Annotated in this window: 8 protein-coding genes; 5 read left to right on the forward strand and 3 right to left on the reverse strand. The window is 64.3% G+C overall.

Going from position 1 to position 20,169, the window contains the following annotated elements; translation table 11 throughout:
• Both GDV60_RS10175 and GDV60_RS10180 read right to left on the reverse strand, forming a co-directional pair.
• Window positions 1–873, reverse strand: coding sequence for an SDR family oxidoreductase (locus GDV60_RS10175; protein ID WP_159907021.1), 873 nt, complete (start codon window positions 871–873; stop codon window positions 1–3).
• Between the two features lie 12 nt (window positions 874–885).
• Complete coding sequence (locus GDV60_RS10180; protein WP_159907023.1) at window positions 886–2,664, reverse strand: acyclic terpene utilization AtuA family protein; 1,779 nt, start codon at window positions 2,662–2,664, stop codon at window positions 886–888.
• 157 nt (window positions 2,665–2,821) lie between these two features.
• Between GDV60_RS10180 and GDV60_RS10185 the strand changes: the two genes are divergently transcribed.
• From GDV60_RS10185 to GDV60_RS10195, 3 genes are all read left to right on the forward strand, one after another.
• Window positions 2,822–3,445, forward strand: coding sequence for a TetR/AcrR family transcriptional regulator (locus tag GDV60_RS10185; protein WP_070995948.1), 624 nt, complete (start codon window positions 2,822–2,824; stop codon window positions 3,443–3,445).
• Window positions 3,446–3,543: 98 nt separating this feature from the next.
• Entirely contained in the window at window positions 3,544–4,341 is a 798-nt protein-coding gene (locus GDV60_RS10190) for an ABC transporter substrate-binding protein (protein WP_092235307.1), read from the forward strand.
• An 81-nt stretch (window positions 4,342–4,422) separates the two neighbouring features.
• Complete coding sequence (locus GDV60_RS10195; RefSeq protein ID WP_092235309.1) at window positions 4,423–5,436, forward strand: GNAT family N-acetyltransferase; 1,014 nt, start codon at window positions 4,423–4,425, stop codon at window positions 5,434–5,436.
• An 88-nt stretch (window positions 5,437–5,524) separates the two neighbouring features.
• Here GDV60_RS10195 and GDV60_RS10200 read toward each other — a convergent pair whose 3' ends face one another.
• Window positions 5,525–6,076: an RNA polymerase factor sigma-70 gene (locus GDV60_RS10200; RefSeq protein WP_029298131.1), complete on the reverse strand. Its 552-nt coding sequence runs from the start codon at window positions 6,074–6,076 to the stop codon at window positions 5,525–5,527.
• A gap of 311 nt (window positions 6,077–6,387) precedes the next feature.
• Between GDV60_RS10200 and GDV60_RS10205 the strand changes: the two genes are divergently transcribed.
• A complete protein-coding gene (locus GDV60_RS10205; protein ID WP_104912009.1) occupies window positions 6,388–7,146 on the forward strand; it encodes a thioesterase II family protein in 759 nt (252 codons plus the stop codon).
• A gap of 70 nt (window positions 7,147–7,216) precedes the next feature.
• The gene (locus tag GDV60_RS10210) at window positions 7,217–20,161 is read left to right on the forward strand and encodes a non-ribosomal peptide synthetase (protein ID WP_159907025.1); all 12,945 of its coding nucleotides are present in this window, start codon (window positions 7,217–7,219) and stop codon (window positions 20,159–20,161) included.
• Window positions 20,162–20,169 lie beyond the last annotated feature (8 nt).

Raw genomic sequence — 20,169 nt, forward strand, 5'->3', positions numbered from 1 at the left:
TTATTGGCCCTCCTTGAGTACATCCGGCAGGTAGGCGCGGTGAAAACCATTGAAGGACGGGCTCGGCGCCTGTGCCTTGTGCAGCGGCCAGGCGCGGCTGCCCAGGCTGGCGGCGCCGTCGATGCGCAGGGTGCTGCCGCTGACGAACGCGGCGGCGGGGCTGAGCAGGAACACAATCGCCGCACTGACTTCCGATTCAGTGCCGATGCGCTTGAGCGGCACATGCTCGCGCAGGGTCGGGATCACCGCCTTGAACGCACCTTCGTAGGTGTCCATGCCACTGGAGGCGATCCAGCCTGGCGCCACGGCATTGACCCGCACCCCGGCGTAGCCCCACTCGAACGCGGCGGTCTTGGTGAAGTTGTCCATCCCCGAGCGCGCTGCGCCGGAGTGGCCCATGCCGGGCATGCCGCCCCACATATCGGCGAGCATGTTGACGATAGCGCCGCCGTGCTTGTTCATGGATTGGTTGAACACTTCCCGCGCCACCAGGAAACCGCCCACCAGGTTGGTGCGCAGTACGGTTTCAAAACCTTTTTGATTGATCGACGCCAGGGGCGAGGGGTATTGGCCGCCAGCGTTGTTCACCAGGCCGTGGATCGGGCCGTGCGCCTGAATAATCTGGCTGACCAGCGCCTTGACCGCTTCTTCATCGCGAATATCGCAGGCCTGCCAGCTGGCGCGGCCGCCGTCATCGCTGATTTCCTGGGCGACACCTTGCAGTTTTTCCGGCTTGCGCCCCACCAGCACCACATGGGCGCCGAGGGCTGCCAGTTCATGGGCGGTGCAGCGGCCGATGCCACTGCCGCCGCCGGTGACGATTATGGTCTGCCCCTGGAACAGGTCGGCTTTGAAGATCGAGTCGAAGGCCACGGCGAGAGTCCCTTAGTTGAGTTGATCAGCGAGGTGGCGGGGCACGGCAATCGGTATTTCCAGCAACTGCTGGGCGAAGGCCTTGCCCTGGGGGTCGATGCGCAGGCTGGCGATACCGCCGCCGCCCAGGGCATTCTCCAGGAGGAAGTTAAGGCTGTGGCTGCCGGGCAGATACCAGCGCTCAACGCGCCCGTGCAGTGGGTCGAGGACGTGGCTCATCCAGTCGACGATCACCTCGGGCGTCAACGCTTCGGCGATCCACGGCAAGTAGTCGGGCCGGCGCGCGATCACGCCGATATTGCTGTGATTGCCCTTGTCACCGGAGCGCGCCACGGCCAGTTTGACCAGCGGCACGCTGGCATCGGCGCGGCCTTCGGGCCGGGGTGGGTCGAGGGGGGCGTGGGGTGTGCCTAAGGCGGCCGTTGCAGGCAGTTCGCAGGGGTAGGACTGCCCTTGGAAGTCGACGCTCAGGCTGCAGGCGCGCTTATCGATCAGGAATGAAAACAGGCGGATCAGCGGATATACGGTGGGCCGGCCACCGACAATGCCAGTCAGCCCCGGCGCCATGCCGGTGGCGGCCTGGGCGATCTCCCGGGCGAACAGCACCAGTGCCTGTTTGCTCGGGTGACGCACCGCCAGTTTGAGCACCACTTCGCGGCAGTCCTGGCGTCGGGCGTGGGCGCCGTAGGTGGCTTCGCTGCCGAGCAATTCAATATTGACCTCGGTGTAGGGCGCCCAGCCGCGCTGGCTGAACAGCTCGGCAGTCTTGTTGATGATCGCCTGGCTGACCCGTTCGGCCTTGGCCCGCGCATCGATGCCGGCCAGCAGGCAACTGGCGGTGCAGCGAAAACCGTCGGGGTAGGTGGCACTGACTTTGTACTGGTCGGTCGGTGCCTGCCCTTTGGCGCCGTGCAGGCGCACGCGGTTTTCGCCTTGCTGCTGCAGCGTGACCTGGCTGAAGTCGCAAATCACATCCGGCAGCAGATAGGCCCGTGGGTCGCCGATTTCGTACAGCAGTTGTTCGGCGACGCTCAGTTCGCTGATCAGGCCGCCTGTGCCCGGTGCTTTGCTCACGGTGAACTGGCCGTCGGCGCTGACTTCGACAATCGGGAAGCCGATGTGCTCGTAGTCCGGTACCTCGCGCCAATCGGTGAAATTGCCACCGGTGCACTGCGCGCCACATTCGATGATATGCCCGGCCAGTGCGGCCTGGGCCAGGCGGTCGTAGTCCTGCCACGACCAGTTGAACTCATGCACCAGGGCCGCGCTGACCACTGCGCTGTCCACCACGCGCCCGGTGATGACGATATCGGCGCCCAGTTGCAGGGCCTGGACGATGCCCGGCGCGCCGAGGTAGGCATTGGTGGACACGCACATCGCCGGCAAAGGCGCGCCGCTGAACATATCGCTGATGCCCTGCAGTTGCTTGAACTGCGGTTGCAGGTCATCGCCCAGCACCACGGCGATTTTCAATGGCACCCGGGCCTGGTCGCAGGCAGCCTGCAATGCCGCGGCGCAGGCCTGGGGGTGGATGCCGCCGGCGTTGCTGATCACGCGGATGCCCTGGCGCTGGATATCGCCGAGCAACGGTGCCAGCACTTCGACAAAGTCCGTGGCGTAGCCGGCCTGGGGATCTTTCATTCGCGCGCCGGCGAGGATCGACATGGTGACTTCCGCCAGGTAGTCGAACACCAGGTAATCCAGCGCGCCGCCTTGCACCAACTGCGCGGCGGCGGTGCAGGTGTCGCCCCAGAATGCACTGGCGCAGCCGATACGAACGGTCTTGTCCATGGGAAGTCCTTCTCTGGAAAATCGCTGGGTCGAGACTACCAAGCAAGCGCTTGGTTTGTAAACTCTGGTCATAACTTTTGCCCAAGCGCTTGCTTGGGTGGCTGCCACGGCCTAAATTGCCGGCCATGACGCAATCAAAGTAGTTGAGGAGAGCAGCATGGATGAGCAAAAAGCCCTGGAGGTGATGCGCACCATGGTGGACGGCGGGCAACTGACCGACCCCGATAGCGCCCGGGGCAAGCTGCTGCAGACCGCGGCTCACTTGTTTCGCAACAAGGGCTTTGAACGCACCACCGTGCGTGACCTGGCCAGTGCCGTGGGGATTCAGTCCGGCAGCATCTTTCACCACTTCAAGAGCAAGGACGAAATCCTGCGGGCGGTGATGGAAGAAACCATCCACTACAACACCGCGATGATGCGTGCCTCCCTGGCCGAGGCGAGCAATGTGCGCGAACGGGTGCTGGCCCTGATTCGCTGCGAGTTGCAGTCGATCATGGGCGGCAGCGGCGAAGCCATGGCGGTGCTGGTGTATGAATGGCGCTCGCTGTCGGCAGAAGGCCAGGCCCAGGTGCTGGCGCTGCGGGATGTGTATGAGGAGATCTGGCTGCAGGTGCTGGGCGAAGCCAAGCAGGCCGGTTATATCAAGGGCGATGTGTTTATCACCCGGCGTTTCCTGACCGGGGCGTTGTCCTGGACCACGACGTGGTTCCGCGCCCAGGGCAGCATGACCCTCGAGCAATTGGCCGATGAAGCGTTGCTGCTGGTACTCAAGGCCGATTAGACGTGGCGCACAGGCCATTTATTGTCGGGTAGAAAGTTGTCTCCCCAGACAAAAACGCCTAGCTTAGCGAGATCCAGATTTTGAACGGTGCACGCCTGATGTTTTCGCCATTGCAGCTGGCTGCAGGACTTACAGTATTGGCAATGGGCACCTTGTGGCAGGCGCAGGTTTCGGCGGCCCAATTGGTCCGGATCGGTGCCGCGCATTTTCCACCGTACACCGTGCGCCCGGAGCAGGGTGCCGACACCGGTTTGCTACCGCAACTGCTGGAGGCGCTGAACCGTACGCAGACCGAGTACCAGTTCGTGCTGGTACCAACCTCCATCCCCCGACGTTTTCGCGATTTCGAGCAGGGCCGGATCGACATGGCCATTTTCGAGAACCCGCAATGGGGCTGGCAGGATATTCCCCATACCAGCGTCGACATGGGCCTGGAGGACGCCGAGATTTTCGTCGCCCAGCGCCAGCCCGGTCGCGACCAGGCATATTTCGCCGACCTCAAGGGCAAGCGCCTGGCGGTGTTCAGCGGTTATCACTACGCCTTTGCCAACTTCAACCCCGACCCCAAGTACATGGCTGCGCAGTTCAACGCCACGTTGACCTATTCCCATGACAGTAACTTGCTGATGGTGACGCGTGGCCGGGCGGATATCGCCCTGGTGACGCGTTCCTACCTCAGTGACTTCATGGTGCGCAATGCGGACACGGCCGGGCAGTTCCTGGTGTCGGAGCGCATCGATCAGGTCTACCACCACTACGCGTTGCTGCGGCCCAAGGCTGCGATCAGTGGCCCAGCGTTTGCCGCATTGCTCAAGGGCCTGCGCGACAGCGGCGAGCTGTTGAAGATCTTCGAGCCGTACCGCATTGAGGTGCTGGCGGTGCCCGACGCGCGGTGATCCGGGAACTGCCGGCTTAAATTTTTGTGGCTGGTTCACGTCACTTCGACTAACTGTCGACGATTATCGTGAGCGCCCTCTATGCCCAATCCCCAAGACTTGTCAGTCCTGCCACTTCCGGCAGGGCCAGCCCTTAACGCAGACGAAAGCGATGGCCGCCTGACCCTGACCGTCGCCGGCCAACCCCTGGTGCGCCTGCGCCTGGAGCGTGGCGAAACATTGCATCTGCACTTGCAAAGCCCCGGTGAGGTGCCGTCAGTGCAGGCGTTGTGGGCTGCAGGTTACTGGCTGTTTGCCCGCGAGCCCGAACGCCAGCACCTGGCCTGGCACCTTGAACACGCCCCGGACGAGGCCCTGCGCAGCGGTCTGCTGCTGGCCACGGAGGTGGCGGGGCAATTTCGTTGCGAACGCACCCTGTTCTGGCAATTGCCGCAGCCGTGGCTGGGCCAGGCGTCGAGCGGTGTTTACCCGCAGCAGATGGTCATCAGCACGGGCAAGCGCCATCCCCTGCGTGCGCCCAAGCCGTGCGGCGAAGTCTATCGACGTTTCGATGCGCGCCTGGGCGCCTGGATCTCACTGCGCACGCTGGAGATCGATGTGGACCTGGCGCGCTTCAATCGCTGGCAGAACAGCGCGCGGGTCGCCAACTTCTGGCAGGAAAGCGGCAGCCTGGAGCAGCATCGTGACTATCTGCACAAGCTTGCAGCCGACCCGCATACCTTGACGTTGATCGGCTGTATCGACGATGAGCCCTTTGCCTATTTCGAGGCGTATTGGGCCAAGGAGGATCGTATCGCGCCGTTCTATGAGGTGGACGATTACGATCGCGGTATCCATATGCTGGTGGGGGAGGAGCATCACCGTGGGCCGCACAAGGTCGCCAGTTGGCTGTCGGCGTTGGTGCACTACTTGTTCCTCGACGACCCGCGCACCCAGCGGGTGGTGGCGGAGCCGCGGGCTGACAACGCGAGGATGATCGGCCATATGCACAACCAGTGTTTCCACTGCGAGAAGGAATTCGATTTCCCCCACAAGCGTGCGGCGCTGATGATCCTGGGGCGGGAGCGGTTTTTTGAGCGGTGTGGGTTGGTCTGAGGGCTACAGGGCAACGAATATCAAATGTTGTGGGAACGGGCTTGCTCGCTCCCACACAAGCTCACCCGTGATTGCAATTGCGTGGTGCTCAGACACGTCGGGCAAAGGTATCGCTATGGGTCCCCGAAACCTTGCGGCAGTGCACCAGCGCGTCGCGGATCATAAAGTTGACCAGGGTCGGCGACACGCCCAGTTCCTTGGCAATGTCCTTTTGCGGCACGCCATGCAGGCGGTACATCTCGAAGGCGTAGCGCGTGCGCTGGGGCAGTTCGGTCAGGGCGTCGGCGATGTTTTCCAGGGTGGAAAAATTGATGTGCGAGGTTTCCGGTGAAGCGCCATGAATAACCACATTCAAGCCTTCCTCTTCCGTCCCGGAGTACTTCAGTTCCAGGGCCTGTTTACGGTAGTGGTCGATAGCCAGGTTGCGCACGATCTGGAACAGGTAGCTCAGTTGCGCCTTGAACGATGAGGTGATCTGCGGTGCCGATTGCAGTCTGAAGTAGGCGTCCTGCACCACGTCTTCGGCGCGGGAACGGCAGCCGGTAATGCGCGCCGCGATCTTGACCAGGATCAGTCGATTATCGACAAACGCCTGGAGTAACGGTGAATCGCACCTGCTTGTGGATACTTGTTCCGTCATGGAAATCACCTTGCTGCAATAAGGTTAGTGGAGGGCATCCCTGCTGAGGCCTCCTACACATCGGGCAACAAATTATTCTTAATGATAATGATTGTCAAATGAGAAGTGGAACTAATCTTATACCGAAATGCAAACTGTGAGGTGCATCTCTTTGTGCGCGGGCCCTGGCCTGGCGACTAATTATTTTGCCGTGCCATCCGTTCTCATTGGTGACAGGCCAGCCAACACGCCGGCCGTGGATTTGCACCCGGAGGAGGACGACATGCGTTTGTATCGCGAGAACCCAGCGTTCCAGGCAGGGGTGGTCTGAGATGAGCACGTCGACCCGCTTGCGCCTGTTTTGCCTGCCCTATTCGGGCGCCAGCGCCATGTTCTACAGCCGCTGGCGTCGGGCGTTACCCGAGTGGTTGCAGGTGCGCCCACTGGAGCTACCGGGGCGAGGCATGCGCATGGACGAACCCTTGCAGCGCGATATCAAGGTGCTCGCCGCGCAATTGGCTGGCGAGATCAGTGCCGAACTCGACGGCCCCTACGCCTTGTTTGGCCACAGCCTCGGTGGCTTGCTGGCGTTCGAGCTGGCCCATGCCCTGCGTGAGCGCGGGCTGCCTGCGCCCCTGGCGCTGTTTGCCTCGGCCACCGCCGGCCCGGCGCGGCGCGACGTCAGCGAGTACGCCGTGGAAAAAGACGACACCCAGTTGATCGACCGCCTGCGCACGCTCAAGGGCACTCCCGAAGACGCTCTGGCCAACCGTGAATTGATGCAGTTGGCGCTGCCGATCCTGCGCGCCGACTTCCTCTTGTGCGGCAGCTTCCACTACGGCGAGCGCGAGCCGCTGTCGATGCCGATCCATGTGTTCGGCGGCAAACAGGACGACGTGCGCGCCGACGAGTTGCTCGACTGGCAGGAAGACACTGCCAGCGGTTTCTCCCTGGACATGTTCGAGGGGCATCACTTCTACCTGGTGCAGCAGCAAAGCTCGCTGTTGCGCTGCGTGCGGCGCTATGCCGACGAACATTTGACCCGCTGGCGCCATGGTGCTGCCCGGCGGGCGGCCCTGGCGACCGGCTGAACCCGCCGCCGCGCGCCCACGCCCTCTATCCCCGATTTCCCCGTAAGCCGATTTCAGGCAGGAACCCCCCATGATGGACGCCTTCGAACTTCCCCGCACCCTGGTCCAGTCCCTCCAACGCCGTGCCACGCAGACCCCGGACCAGGTGGCCCTGCGCTTCCTGGCCGAGTCTGCCGACGACACCGTGGTGCTCAGCTACCGTGATCTGGACCTGCGCGCCCGCACCATCGCCGCGGCCTTGCAGGCCTCGGCCGGGCTGGGCGAACGTGCGGTGCTGCTGTTCCCCAGCGGCCCGGATTACGTCGCGGCGTTTTTTGGCTGCCTGTATGCCGGGGTCATTGCGGTGCCGGCGTATCCGCCAGAGTCGACCCGTCGCCATCATCAGGAGCGGTTGCTGTCGATCATCGCCGATGCCGAGCCAAGGCTGTTGCTGACCAGCAGTGGTTTGCGCGACTCCCTGGGGCAAATCCAGGAAGCGCCGCCCTTGCTCTGCGTGGATGAGTTGCACAGCGAAAGTGCTGCCGGCTGGGTCGCACCAGACCTGCAGGACGACGACATTGCCTTCCTGCAATACACCTCCGGCTCCACGGCCTTGCCCAAGGGTGTGCAAGTCACCCACGGCAACCTGGTGGCCAACGAACTGCTGATCCGCCGTGGCTTTGGCATCGACCTCAACCCCGATGACGTGATCGTCAGCTGGTTGCCGCTGTACCACGACATGGGCCTGATTGGCGGCCTGTTGCAACCGATCTTCAGTGGTGTGCCGTGCGTGTTGATGTCGCCGGCGTACTTCCTCGGCCGGCCCTTGCGCTGGCTGGAAGCGATCAGCCAATACCGCGGCACCATCAGCGGCGGCCCCGACTTCGCCTACCGCCTGTGCAGCGAGCGGGTCAGCGAGTCGGCCCTGGAGCGCCTCGACCTGAGCCATTGGCGCGTGGCTTATTCCGGCTCCGAGCCAATCCGCCTGGACACCCTGGAACGTTTCGCCGAGAAATTCGCCCGCTGCGGCTTCACCCCGAACAACTTCTTTGCCTCCTACGGCCTGGCCGAAGCGACCTTGTTTGTCGCTGGCGGCACCCGTGGCCAGGGCATCCCGGCCTTGCGCCTGGACGAACAGGCGCTGGCCGCCAATCGCGCGGAGCCGGGGCAGGGCAGCGCGATCATGAGCTGCGGCACCAGCCAGCCCGAGCATGGGGTGCTGATCGTCGAGCCCCATACCCTGGCGGAACTGGCCGACAACTGCGTCGGCGAAATCTGGGCCACCGGCCCGAGCATTGCCCACGGCTACTGGCGCAACCCCGAAGCCACCGCCAAGACCTTCGTGCAGCATGCCGGTCGCACATGGCTGCGCACTGGAGACCTGGGCTTTATGCGTGACGGCGAGGTATTTATCACCGGGCGCCTGAAAGACCTGCTGATCGTGCGTGGCCACAACCTGTACCCGCAAGACATCGAGCAAACCGTCGAGCGCGAAGTGGAAGTGGTGCGCAAGGGCCGTGTCGCGGCGTTTGCGGTGAATGACCAAGGCCTGGAAGGGATTGGCATTGCTGCAGAAATCAGCCGCAGCGTGCAGAAGATCCTGCCGCCCGAAGCCCTGATCAAAGCCATCCGCCAGGCGGTGGCCGAGGCCTATCAAGAGGCGCCGTGCGTGGTGGTGCTGCTCAATCCCGGCGAGCTGCCGAAAACCTCCAGTGGCAAGGTCCAGCGTTCGGCCTGCCGCACTCGCCTGGCCGATGGCAGCCTCGACAGCTACGCGCAGTTCCCCGATCAGGCCGTGCAGGCCGGTGAGGGCGCCTTGGCGTCGGCGCTGCAACAGCAGATCGCCGCGATCTGGTGTGAGCAGTTGCAAGTGCCACAGGTGGCTGCCGATGATCACTTCTTCTTGCTCGGCGGCAACTCCATCAGCGCCACCCAGGTGGTCGCCCGCCTGCGCGAGAGCCTGGGCCTGGAGCTTAACTTGCGCCTGTTGTTCGAAGCGCCGGTGCTGGCTGATTTTGCCGCCAGTGTCGGGCAACTGCAGCAGGACGGTGGCGTGGCCCAGGGCGCAATCAACGCCTTGTCACGCCAGCAGGATATGCCGCAATCCCTGGCGCAGAACCGCCTGTGGATCACCTGGCAACTGGACCCTCACAGCAGCGCCTACACCATCCCCGGCGCCTTGCGCCTGCGCGGCGAGCTGGATGAAGACGCGCTGCAGGCAAGCTTCGCGCAACTGATCCAGCGCCACGAAGCGCTGCGCACGCGTTTTTATGAGCGCGATGGCCAGGGCTACCAGCGTGTCGATGCCCAGCGCGAGTTTGCCGTGCAAGTCATCGACCTGCGCGACTTGCCCGTGGCCGAGCGTGAAGCCCGCGCCGCACAGATCCGCGAGGACGAGGCGCGCACCCAGTTCGACCTGGAGCAGGGCCCGCTGCTGTGGGTCACGCTAGTGCGTCTGGACGATGAGGATCACCAGTTGCTGGTGACGATGCACCACATCATTGCTGACGGCTGGTCGCTGAATGTATTGATCGATGAGTTCTCGCGCCTCTACGCCGCCGCGTCCCAAGGCCAGCCCCTCGCGTTGCCAGCCCTGGCCGTGCAGTACGCCGACTACGGCAGTTGGCAGCGCCAATGGCTGGCCGAAGGCGAAGGCCAGCGCCAATTGGCCTACTGGCAGCGGCAACTGGGTGACGAACATCCCACCCTGAACCTGGCCACCGATCACCCGCGCTCGGCCCAGCAACGGCACAGCGCTTCGCGCTACAGCGTGCGCCTGGATGCGGACCTCGGCGCAGCCATCCGCCAGACTGCCCAGGCCCACCAGGCCACGCCATTCGTGCTGTTGCTGGCGGCATTCCAGAGCCTGCTGCACCGCTACAGCGGCCAGCGCGAAATCCGTATCGGCGTGCCCAACGCCAACCGCGGGCGTCACGAAACCCAGGGCCTGATCGGCTTCTTCATCAACACCCTGGTGCTGCGCGCCGAGGTGGATGCGCGCCTGCCGTTCAGCGAGCTGCTGGCGGCGACACGCCTGGCGGCCACCGAGGCCCAGGCCCATCAGGACTTGCCGTTCGAACAACTGCTGGAAGCTTTCCCACAGGCCCGGGAACAGGGGCTGTTCCAGGTCATGTTCAACCACCAGCAGCGCGACCTCAGCGCCTTGCGCCGCCTGCCGGGCCTGCTCGCGCAAGAGTTGCCATGGCATAGCCGCGAAGCCAAGTTCGACCTGCAACTGCATAGCGAAGAAGACCGCAGTGGGCGCCTGAGCCTGTCATTCGACTACGCCGACGAACTGTTCGACGCCAGCACTATCCAGCGTCTGGCCGCGCATTTGGTCAGCCTGTTGCAGGCTGTCTGCGCGCAACCGCAACAAGCGCTGGGCGACATCCCGCTGCTGAACGCCAACGAACACGCCCAGCAACGCACCTGGAGCGAGGCGCCGTGCGCACCGGCGCAGCACCTGGTGCCGGAGCAGCTCAACCAACATAGCGACGAGCGCACCGCCCTGGTCTGGCAGGACGCCAGCCTGACCTTTGGCCAACTGCACACCCAGGCCAACCGCCTGGCCCATTACCTGCGTGACAAAGGCGTCGGCCCGGACGTGTGCGTGGCGATTGCCGCCGAGCGCTCGCCACAACTGCTGATCGGCTTGCTGGCGATCCTCAAGGCCGGTGGCGCCTATGTGCCGCTGGACCCAGACTACCCGGCCGACCGGCTGGCCTACATGCTGGCCGACAGCGGCGTGCAATTGCTGCTGACCCAGACCCATCTGCTGCAACAGTTGCCGGTAGCCGAGGGCGTATCGGTGATCGCCATGGACAGCCTCAAGCTCGACAGCTGGCCGACCCAGGCGCCGGGCCTGCACCTTGATCCCGACAACCTCGCCTATGTGATCTACACCTCCGGTTCCACCGGCCAGCCCAAGGGCGTGGGCAATACCCATGGCGCCCTGGCGGAGCGCTTGCAATGGATGCAGGCCACCTACCAATTGGATGAAAGCGATGTACTGATGCAAAAAGCACCGATCAGTTTTGACGTGTCGGTGTGGGAATGCTTCTGGCCGCTGATCACCGGTTGCCGCCTGGTTCTGGCCGGCCCCGGCGAGCATCGCGACCCCCATCGCATTGCGCAGCTGGTGCAGGAGCACGGGGTGACCACCCTGCATTTTGTGCCGCCCCTGTTGCAGCTGTTTGTCGATGAGCCCCTGGCGGCCGAGTGCACCAGCCTGCGCCGAGTGTTCTCCGGTGGTGAAGCCTTGCCCGCCGAATTGCGCAATCGGGTCCTGGCGCAATGGCCAGCGGTGCAGTTGCACAACCGCTATGGGCCGACCGAAACCGCCATCAACGTCACTCATTGGCATTGCCAGGATGCCGATGGTGAACGCTCGCCGATCGGCCGGCCACTGGGCAATGTGATTTGCCGGGTACTGGACGCGCAATTCAACCTGCTGCCGGCGGGTGTGCCGGGCGAGCTGTGCATCGGCGGGATTGGCCTGGCCCGCGGTTATCTGGGGCGTGCGGGGCTGACGGCTGAACGTTTTGTGGCCGACCCACTGGGCGCGGCGGGCGCACGCCTGTACCGCACCGGCGACCGCGTGCGCTGGGCTGCCGATGGCGTGCTGGAGTACCTTGGGCGCCTGGACCAGCAGGTCAAGCTGCGCGGGTTTCGCGTCGAACCGGAAGAAATCGAGGCGCGGCTGCTGGCCCAACACGGTATCGCCCAAGCGGTGGTGCTGATCCGCGACACCGCCGGCGGTGCGCAGTTGATCGGTTACTACACCGCCAGCGGCGAGCTGGCTGAGCAGGACGTGAAAGCCGCCCTGGCCGCCGAGTTGCCGGAGTACATGGTGCCGGCGCAACTGATACGCCTCGACGCCATGCCGCTGAGCCCCAGCGGCAAGGTGGATCGTCGTGCCTTGCCGGAACCGGTGTGGCAGGTGCGTGAGCACGTGGAGCCGCAAACCGCGCTGGAACAACAAATCGCCGGGATCTGGCGCACGGTGTTGGGCCTGCCGCGTATCGGCCTGCGCGACGACTTCTTCGCCCTTGGCGGCCACTCGCTGCTGGCCACGCAAATCATCTCCCGTACACGCCAGGCCTGTGATGTGGAGCTACCGCTGCGCACCTTGTTTGAAGCCAGCGAGTTGGGGGATTTTGCCGAGCAGGTCCGCTTGATCCAGGCCAGCGGCCAGCGCAACCAACAGACCGCGATTGGCAAGGTCGATCGCAGCCAGCCGGTGCCGCTGTCCTATTCTCAACAGCGCATGTGGTTCCTCTGGCAAATGGAGCCGGACAGCCCGGCCTATAACGTCGGCGGCATGGCGCGCTTGCGCGGGGTGCTGGATGTGGGGCGTTTCGAGGCGGCGTTGCAAGCCTTGATCATGCGCCACGAAACCCTGCGCACCACCTTCCCGAGCATCGATGGCGTGGCCCGGCAGAAAGTCGCCGCGCAAAGCAGCGTGCGCATGAGCTGGCAGGACTTCTCGGGCCTGACCGAGGCCGAGCGCCAACTGCGCTTGCAGCAACTGGCCGACCAGGAAGCCCACAGCCCGTTCAACCTGGAGACTGGGCCGTTGCTGCGCGCCTGCCTGGTCAAGGCTGGCGATCAGGAGCACTACCTGGTGCTGACCCTGCACCATATCGTCACCGAAGGCTGGGCCATGGACATCTTCGCCCGTGAACTCAGCGCGCTGTACGAAGCCTTTATCGATGAGCGCGAGTCGCCCCTCGAACCGCTGCCGGTGCAGTACCTGGACTACAGCGTGTGGCAGCGCCAATGGCTGGAAGCCGGTGAGCGCCAGCGCCAGCTCGACTACTGGACCACGCAACTGGGCAACGAGCATCCCTTGCTGGAACTGCCCAGCGATCGGCCACGCCCGGCGGTGCAAAGTCATCAGGGCGAGTTGTACCGTTTTGACCTCAGCGCCGACCTGGCCGCGAGGGTTCGCGCCTTCAATGCCGAGCATGGCCTGACCCTGTTCATGACCATGACCGCAACCCTGGCGACGCTGCTCTACCGCTACAGCGGCCAGACCGACCTGCGCATCGGCGCGCCAGTGGCCAACCGGATCCGCCCGGAAAGCGAAGGGCTGATCGGTGCCTTCCTCAACACCCAGGTCGTGCGTTGCCAGCTCGACGGGCAGATGCGCGTTGGCGAGCTGTTTGAGCATGTGCGCCACACCGTGATCGAGGGCCAGTCCCACCAGGACCTGCCATTCGACCATCTGGTGGAAGCCCTGCAACCGCCGCGCAGTGCCGCGTATAACCCGCTGTTCCAAGTGATGTGCAATGTGCAGCGCTGGGAGTTCCAGCAAAGCCGGCAACTGGCTGGAATGACCGTCGAATACCTGGCCAACGACGCGCGTGCCACCAAGTTCGACCTCAACCTGGAAGTCACCGACCTCGACCATCGCCTGGGTTGCTGCCTGACCTACAGCACCGACCTGTTCGACGAGCCGCGCATTGCGCGGATGGCCGTCCATTGGTGCAACTTGCTGGAGGCGCTGATCGCCGATCCGCAACAGCGCTTGAGTGAGCTGCCGTTGCTGCAGGCTGATGAACAGCGCGCCCTGCAAGGCAGCCTCGGTGTGGAGGCAGGCGAGCATCGTCTCGACCAGTGCATCCATCATCTGTTCAGCGCACAGGTGCAAGCCCGTCCGGACGCGCCCGCGCTGACCTTCGCCGGGCAAACCCTGAGCTACCGCGAGCTGGACAGCCGCGCCAATCGCCTGGCCTGGATGCTGCGCGAGCGCGGGGTTGGCCCGCAGGTGCGGGTCGGCCTGGCGCTGCCGCGCTCCCTGGAAATGGTCATCGGCCTGCTGGCGATCCTCAAGGCCGGTGGCGCCTATGTGCCGCTGGACCCGGAATACCCGCTGGACCGCCTGCACTACATGATCGAAGACAGCGGCATCGGCCTGTTGCTCAGCGATGCGGCGATGTTCGACGCCCTGGGCACGCTGCCTGCCAGCGTCAGTTGCTGGTGCCTGGAAGATGACCTGCCGGTGCTCGCCAATTATCCAGCCGGCGACCTGCCAGCGATCAGCCTGGCGCAACATCAGGCGTACCTGATCTACACCTCCGGTTCCACTGGCAAGCCCAAGGGCGTGGTGGTGTCCCACGGTGAAATCGCCATGCATTGCCAGGCCGTGATCGAGCGCTTTGGCATGCGCGCCGACGATTGCGAACTGCATTTTTATTCGATCAACTTCGACGCCGCCACCGAGCGCTTGCTGGTGCCGCTGCTCAGCGGTGCGCAGGTGGTGTTGCGCGCCCAGGGCCAATGGGATGCCGAAGAAATCTGCGGGCTGATCCGTGAGCATCGCATCACTATCCTCGGCTTTACCCCAAGCTATGGCAGCCAGTTGGCGCAATGGCTCGCCACCCAAAACCAAACCTTGCCGGTGCGCATGTGCATCACTGGCGGCGAAGCCCTGACCGGCGAGCATTTGGCGCGTATCCGTGCGGCGTTCCAGCCGGCGCTGTTCTTCAATGCCTACGGGCCGACCGAAACGGTGGTCATGCCCCTGGCCAGCCTGGCCCCCGAGGTGCTGGAGGAGGGCGCTGGCAGCGTGCCGATCGGTAGCATCATCGGCGCGCGGGTTGCCTATATCCTGGACGCCGACTTGGCATTGGTGCCCCAAGGTGCCACTGGCGAGCTATTCGTCGGCGGTGCCGGCCTGGCCCAGGGTTATCACCAGCGTCCGGGCATGACCGCCGAGCGTTTTGTGGCTGACCCGTATGCCGATGGCGGGCGGCTCTATCGCACCGGCGATCTGGTGCGCCAACGCGCCGATGGCCTGGTGGAGTACTTGGGGCGGATCGACCATCAGGTGAAAATCCGTGGTTTTCGCATCGAACTGGGCGAGATCGAAACCCGCCTGCTTGAGCATGAGGCGGTGCGTGAGGCGGTGGTCCTGGCCCTGGACGCGCCGAGTGGCAAGCAACTGGCGGCGTATCTGGTCAGCGATGCCAGCGATCACGCCGCCTTGCGCGAGGCGCTCAAAGTGCACCTCAAGGCGCAACTGCCGGACTACATGGTGCCCACGCACCTGATGGTGCTGGACAGCATGCCGCTGACCGCCAACGGCAAGCTCGACCGCCGCGCCTTGCCGCAACCGGACGCCGAGGCCAATCGGCAAGCGTACGTGGCGCCGAGCAATGAGCTGGAGCTTAGCCTCGCCGCGATCTGGTGTGCGGTGCTTAACGTGCAGCGGGTCGGGCTGCACGACAACTTCTTCGAACTGGGCGGTGATTCGATCCTGTCGATCCAGGTGGTCAGCCGGGCGCGGCAGGCGGGGATTCACTTCAGCCCGCGCGACCTGTTCCAGCACCAGACTGTGCAGGCCCTGGCGACGGTGGCTACGCGCAGTGAGCAGATCACGGCCGAGCAGGGTGTATTGACTGGCCCTTCGGGCATGACGCCGATCCAGCATTGGTTCTTCGACAGCCCGATCCCGGCGCGTCACCACTGGAACCAGGCGCTGCTACTGGCGCCGGTGCAGGCCCTCGACCCGCGCCGCCTGGAGCAGGCGCTGCTGGCGGTGCTGGAACATCACGACGCCTTGCGCCTGAGCTTCACCCAGCGCGATGCGCAATGGCATGCCGAGCATCTGGCGGTGCCGGAAGGCGGAGTGTTGTGGCTGGCCCAGGTGACGGATATGCAGCAGTGCGAGGCGCTGTTCGCCGATGCCCAGCGCAGCCTCGACCTGGAGCACGGCCCGCTGCTGCGCGCCTTGCTGGTGGACGGGCCGATGGGGCAGCAACGCTTGCTGATCGCGATCCATCACCTGGTGGTGGACGGCGTGTCCTGGCGTGTATTGCTCGAAGACCTGCAAAACGTCTATCGCCAGTTGAGCGACGGCCAGGCAGTCAGCCTGCCGGCCAAGACCAGCGCATTGCGTGACTGGGCCGCGCGTTTGCAGGCCTATGCCAGCAGTGAATCCCTGCGTGAAGAACTGCGCCTGTGGCAGCAACAGTTGGCCGGCCCGGCGGTTGAACTGCCGGTGGACCGCGCGCACGGTAGCCTGCGCAATCGCGACGCGCAGACCGTCAGCGTGCGCCTGGATGCCGAGCGCACCCGCCAATTGCTGCAGCAGGCGCCGAGCGCCTATCGCACCCAGGTCAACGACCTGCTGCTGACCGCACTGGCCCGCGTGCTGTGCCGCTGGAGCGGGCACGAGTCGACGCTGATCCAATTGGAAGGCCACGGCCGCGAAACCCTGTTCGATGAGATCGACCTGACCCGCAGTGTCGGTTGGTTCACCAGCGCGTACCCGCTGCGCCTGACCCCGCTGGATATCGAGGAGGCCAGCGGGCAGGGCGCATCGATCAAGGCGATCAAGGAGCAACTGCGCGCGGTGCCCCACAAGGGCCTGGGCTATGGCGTGCTGCGGTACCTGGCCGACAGCACCTGTCGCCAGGCCATGGCCACGTTGCCGAGCGCTTCGATTACCTTCAATTACCTGGGGCAGTTCGACCAGAGTTTTGATAGCCAGGCGCTGTTCCACCCACTGGAAGCGTCTGCCGGCCCGGCCCATGATCCGGATGCGCCGCTGCCCAACGCCTTGAGTGTGGACAGCCAGGTGTATGGCGGCGAATTGGTGCTGCGCTGGACCTTCAGTCGCGAGCGCCACGACCAGCAGACCATCAGCGAACTGGCCGATGCCTACCTGGGCGAGTTGCAAAGCCTGATCGCCCACTGCCTGCGCGACGACGCCGGTGGCCTGACGCCGTCCGATTTCCCCCTGGCGCACCTGACCCAGGCACAGTTGGATGCGTTGCCGGTGCCGGCCAGCGCCATCGAGGACGTGTACCCGCTGACACCGATGCAGGAGGGGTTGCTGTTGCATACCCTGCTGGAGCCGGGCACTGGGCTTTACTACATGCAGGACCGCTACCGCATCAACAGCAAGCTCAACCCCGAGCGCTTTGCCCTGGCCTGGAAAGCCGTGATCGCCCGGCACGAGGCCTTGCGTGCGTCGTTCTGCTGGAATGTCGGCGAAGACATGTTGCAGGTGATCCACAAGCCCGGCAGCACGCCCATCGAATACCTGGATTGGACCGGTACCCCGGCCGAACAACAGGAGCCACGCCTGCAAGCCCTGCTCAAAAGCGAGCGCGAGGCCGGTTTCGATCTGCTCAACCAGGCACCGTTCCACCTGCGCCTGATCCGCGTCGGCGAAGCCCGCTACTGGTTCATGATGAGCAACCACCACATCCTGATCGATGCCTGGTGCCGCTCGTTGTTGATGAATGACTTCTTCGATATCTACATGGCCCTGGGTGAAGGCCGCGAGGCGCAGTTGGCAGCGCCGCCACGCTATCGCGACTATATCGCCTGGCTGCAACGCCAGAACCTGGCCGAGGCGCGGCAGTGGTGGCAACAGAACCTGCAAGGCTTTGAGCGCACCACGCCCATTCCGAGCGACCGGCCATTCATGCGCGAACACGCCGGCCATAGCGGCGGCATGGTGGTGGGTGATTGCTACACCCGCCTGGATGTAAGCGACGGTGCGCAATTGCGCGAGCTGGCCCAGGCTCATCAGTTGACCGTGAACACCTTCGCCCAGGCGGCGTGGGCCTTGGTGCTGCGGCGCTTGAGCGGCGAGCGTGACGTGTTGTTCGGCGTCACCGTGGCCGGGCGCCCGGTGGACATGCCGCAGATGCAGCGCACGGTCGGCCTGTTTATCAACAGCATCGCCCTGCGGGTCAAGGTGCCCGAGGACGATCAGCCGTGCAGCGTGCGCCAGTGGTTGAGCACCTTGCTCGACAGCAATATGCAACTGCGCGAATACGAGTACCTGCCGCTGGTGACGATCCAGGAGCACAGCGAACTGCCCAAGGGCCAGCCGCTGTTCGACAGCCTGTTTGTATTTGAAAACGCCCCGGTGGAAGTCTCGGTACTGGACCGCGCACAAAGCCTGAATGCCACCTCGGACTCGGGCCGCACCCACACCAACTTCCCGCTGACGGCCGTGTGCTACCCGGGTGATGACCTGGGGCTGCACCTGTCCTACGACCAGCGTTATTTCGATGAAACCACCGTGCAAGGCATGCTCGCTGAGTTCAAGCGCCTGCTGCTGGCGCTGGTGCAGGGCTTCCATGGCGACATGGCCGACCTGCCGCTGATCGGCGAGCAGGAGCGTGAATTCCTGGTGGACGGTTGCAACCAAAGCGCTCATGACTACCCGCTGGAGCGCAGCTACGTCGAACTGTTCGAAGAGCAAGTGGCGCAGCATCCGCAGCGCATTGCCGCCAGTTGCCAGGACCTGCGATGGACCTATGCCGAGCTCAACCAGCACAGCAACCGCCTGGGCCATGCGCTGGTCGCGGCGGGTGTCGGCCTGGATCAGCCGGTGGCACTGCTGGCCGAGCGTGGCCTGGATCTGCTGGGCATGATCATCGGCAGCTTCAAGGCCGGAGCGGGTTACCTGCCGCTGGATCCTGGCCTGCCGACCCAGCGTTTGAGCCGGATCATCGACTTGAGCCGCACGCCATTGCTGGTGTGCACCCAGGCCTGCCATGAACAGGCGCAGGCCCTGCTCGAAGATTTTGCCTGTGGCGCGCGGCCCAAGTTGCTGGTGTGGGAAGACGTGGTGGGCGCGGATACCAACCCGGGCATCTATAGCAACGGGGACAACCTCGCCTATGTGATCTACACGTCCGGCTCCACCGGGCTGCCCAAGGGCGTGATGGTCGAACAGCGCGGCATGCTCAACAACCAACTGAGCAAGGTGCCGTACCTACAACTGAGCGAGCAGGATGTGATCGCCCAGACGGCCTCGCAGAGTTTTGATATTTCTGTGTGGCAGTTCCTCGCTGCGCCGCTGTTCGGCGCGCGGGTGGACATCGTGCCCAACACCATTGCCCATGACCCGCAGGGTTTGCTGGCCCATGTCCAGGCCCAGGGCATCACGGTTCTGGAAAGCGTGCCGTCGCTGATCCAGGGCATGCTCGCCCAGGACCACATCAGCCTGGATGGCCTGCGCTGGATGTTGCCGACCGGCGAAGCGATGTTGCCTGCGTTGGCGCACCAATGGCTGTTGCGCTACCCGGATATCGGCCTGGTCAACGCCTACGGCCCGGCGGAGTGCTCGGATGACGTGGCGTTCTTCCGCGTGGACCTGGCCTCGACCCGTGGCACCTACCTGCCGATTGGTACACCGACGGATAACAACCGTTTGTACTTGCTCGATGGCGCGCTGGAGCTGGTGCCGCAAGGTGCGGTCGGTGAGTTGTGCGTGGCCGGCACCGGTGTGGGCCGTGGTTATGTCAGCGACCCGCTGCGCACCGCCCAGGTGTTTGTGCCGGATCCGTTTGGCGCACCGGGGGAGCGGGTGTACCGCACCGGCGACCTGGCGCGTCGGCGCAGTGACGGCGTGCTGGAGTACGTCGGGCGTATCGATCATCAGGTGAAGATTCGCGGTTATCGCATTGAACTGGGTGAAATCGAAGCGCGCCTGCACGAACAGCCCGAGGTGCGCGACGCTGCGGTGGGTGTGCAGGAAGGCGTGAATGGCAAGCACCTGGTCGGCTACCTGGTGGCGAGCGAGGCCAGCCTCAACCCCGGTGAGCGCCTGGACCGCATCAAGCAACGCCTGCGTGCCGAACTGCCGGAGTACATGGTGCCTTTGCATTGGCTATGGCTGGAGCGCCTGCCGTTGAACGCCAACGGTAAACTCGACCGCAAGGCCTTGCCGGCCCTGGAAATCGGCCAACTGCACAGCCAGGACTACTTGGCCCCGCGCAGCGAGCTGGAGCAAACCCTGGCCACGATCTGGGCCGAGGTGTTGAAGGTCGAGCAGGTGGGCGTGCTGGACAACTTCTTCGAACTGGGTGGGCACTCGTTGCTGGCCACGCAAATCGCCTCGCGCGTGCAGAAAACCCTGCAGCAGGATGTACCGCTGCGGGCGATGTTCGAATGCAGCACGGTGGCGGAACTGGCGACCTATATCGAAGGCTTGGCGGCCAAGCAAATCAGTGCCGGGACGGTGGATCGGTTGAGTGATTTGATGGCGGAGCTGGAGGGGCTTTAAGGCTGGTG

Origin of the sequence: Pseudomonas sp. DTU12.1 (assembly GCF_009873475.1) — a bacterium.
GTDB classification, from domain to species: Bacteria; Pseudomonadota; Gammaproteobacteria; order Pseudomonadales; family Pseudomonadaceae; genus Aquipseudomonas; species Aquipseudomonas proteolytica.

Excerpts from the sequence above, each read along its gene's own strand:
- GDV60_RS10180 (WP_159907023.1), bottom strand. The coding sequence starts at position 2,664 with ATGGACAAGACCGTTCGTATCGGCTGCGCCAGTGCATTCTGGGGCGAC.
- GDV60_RS10185 (WP_070995948.1), top strand. The coding sequence starts at position 2,822 with ATGGATGAGCAAAAAGCCCTGGAGGTGATGCGCACCATGGTGGACGGC.
- GDV60_RS10190 (WP_092235307.1), top strand. The coding sequence starts at position 3,544 with ATGTTTTCGCCATTGCAGCTGGCTGCAGGACTTACAGTATTGGCAATG.
- GDV60_RS10195 (WP_092235309.1), top strand. The coding sequence starts at position 4,423 with ATGCCCAATCCCCAAGACTTGTCAGTCCTGCCACTTCCGGCAGGGCCA.
- GDV60_RS10200 (WP_029298131.1), bottom strand. The coding sequence starts at position 6,076 with ATGACGGAACAAGTATCCACAAGCAGGTGCGATTCACCGTTACTCCAG.
- GDV60_RS10205 (WP_104912009.1), top strand. The coding sequence starts at position 6,388 with ATGAGCACGTCGACCCGCTTGCGCCTGTTTTGCCTGCCCTATTCGGGC.
- GDV60_RS10210 (WP_159907025.1), top strand. The coding sequence starts at position 7,217 with ATGATGGACGCCTTCGAACTTCCCCGCACCCTGGTCCAGTCCCTCCAA.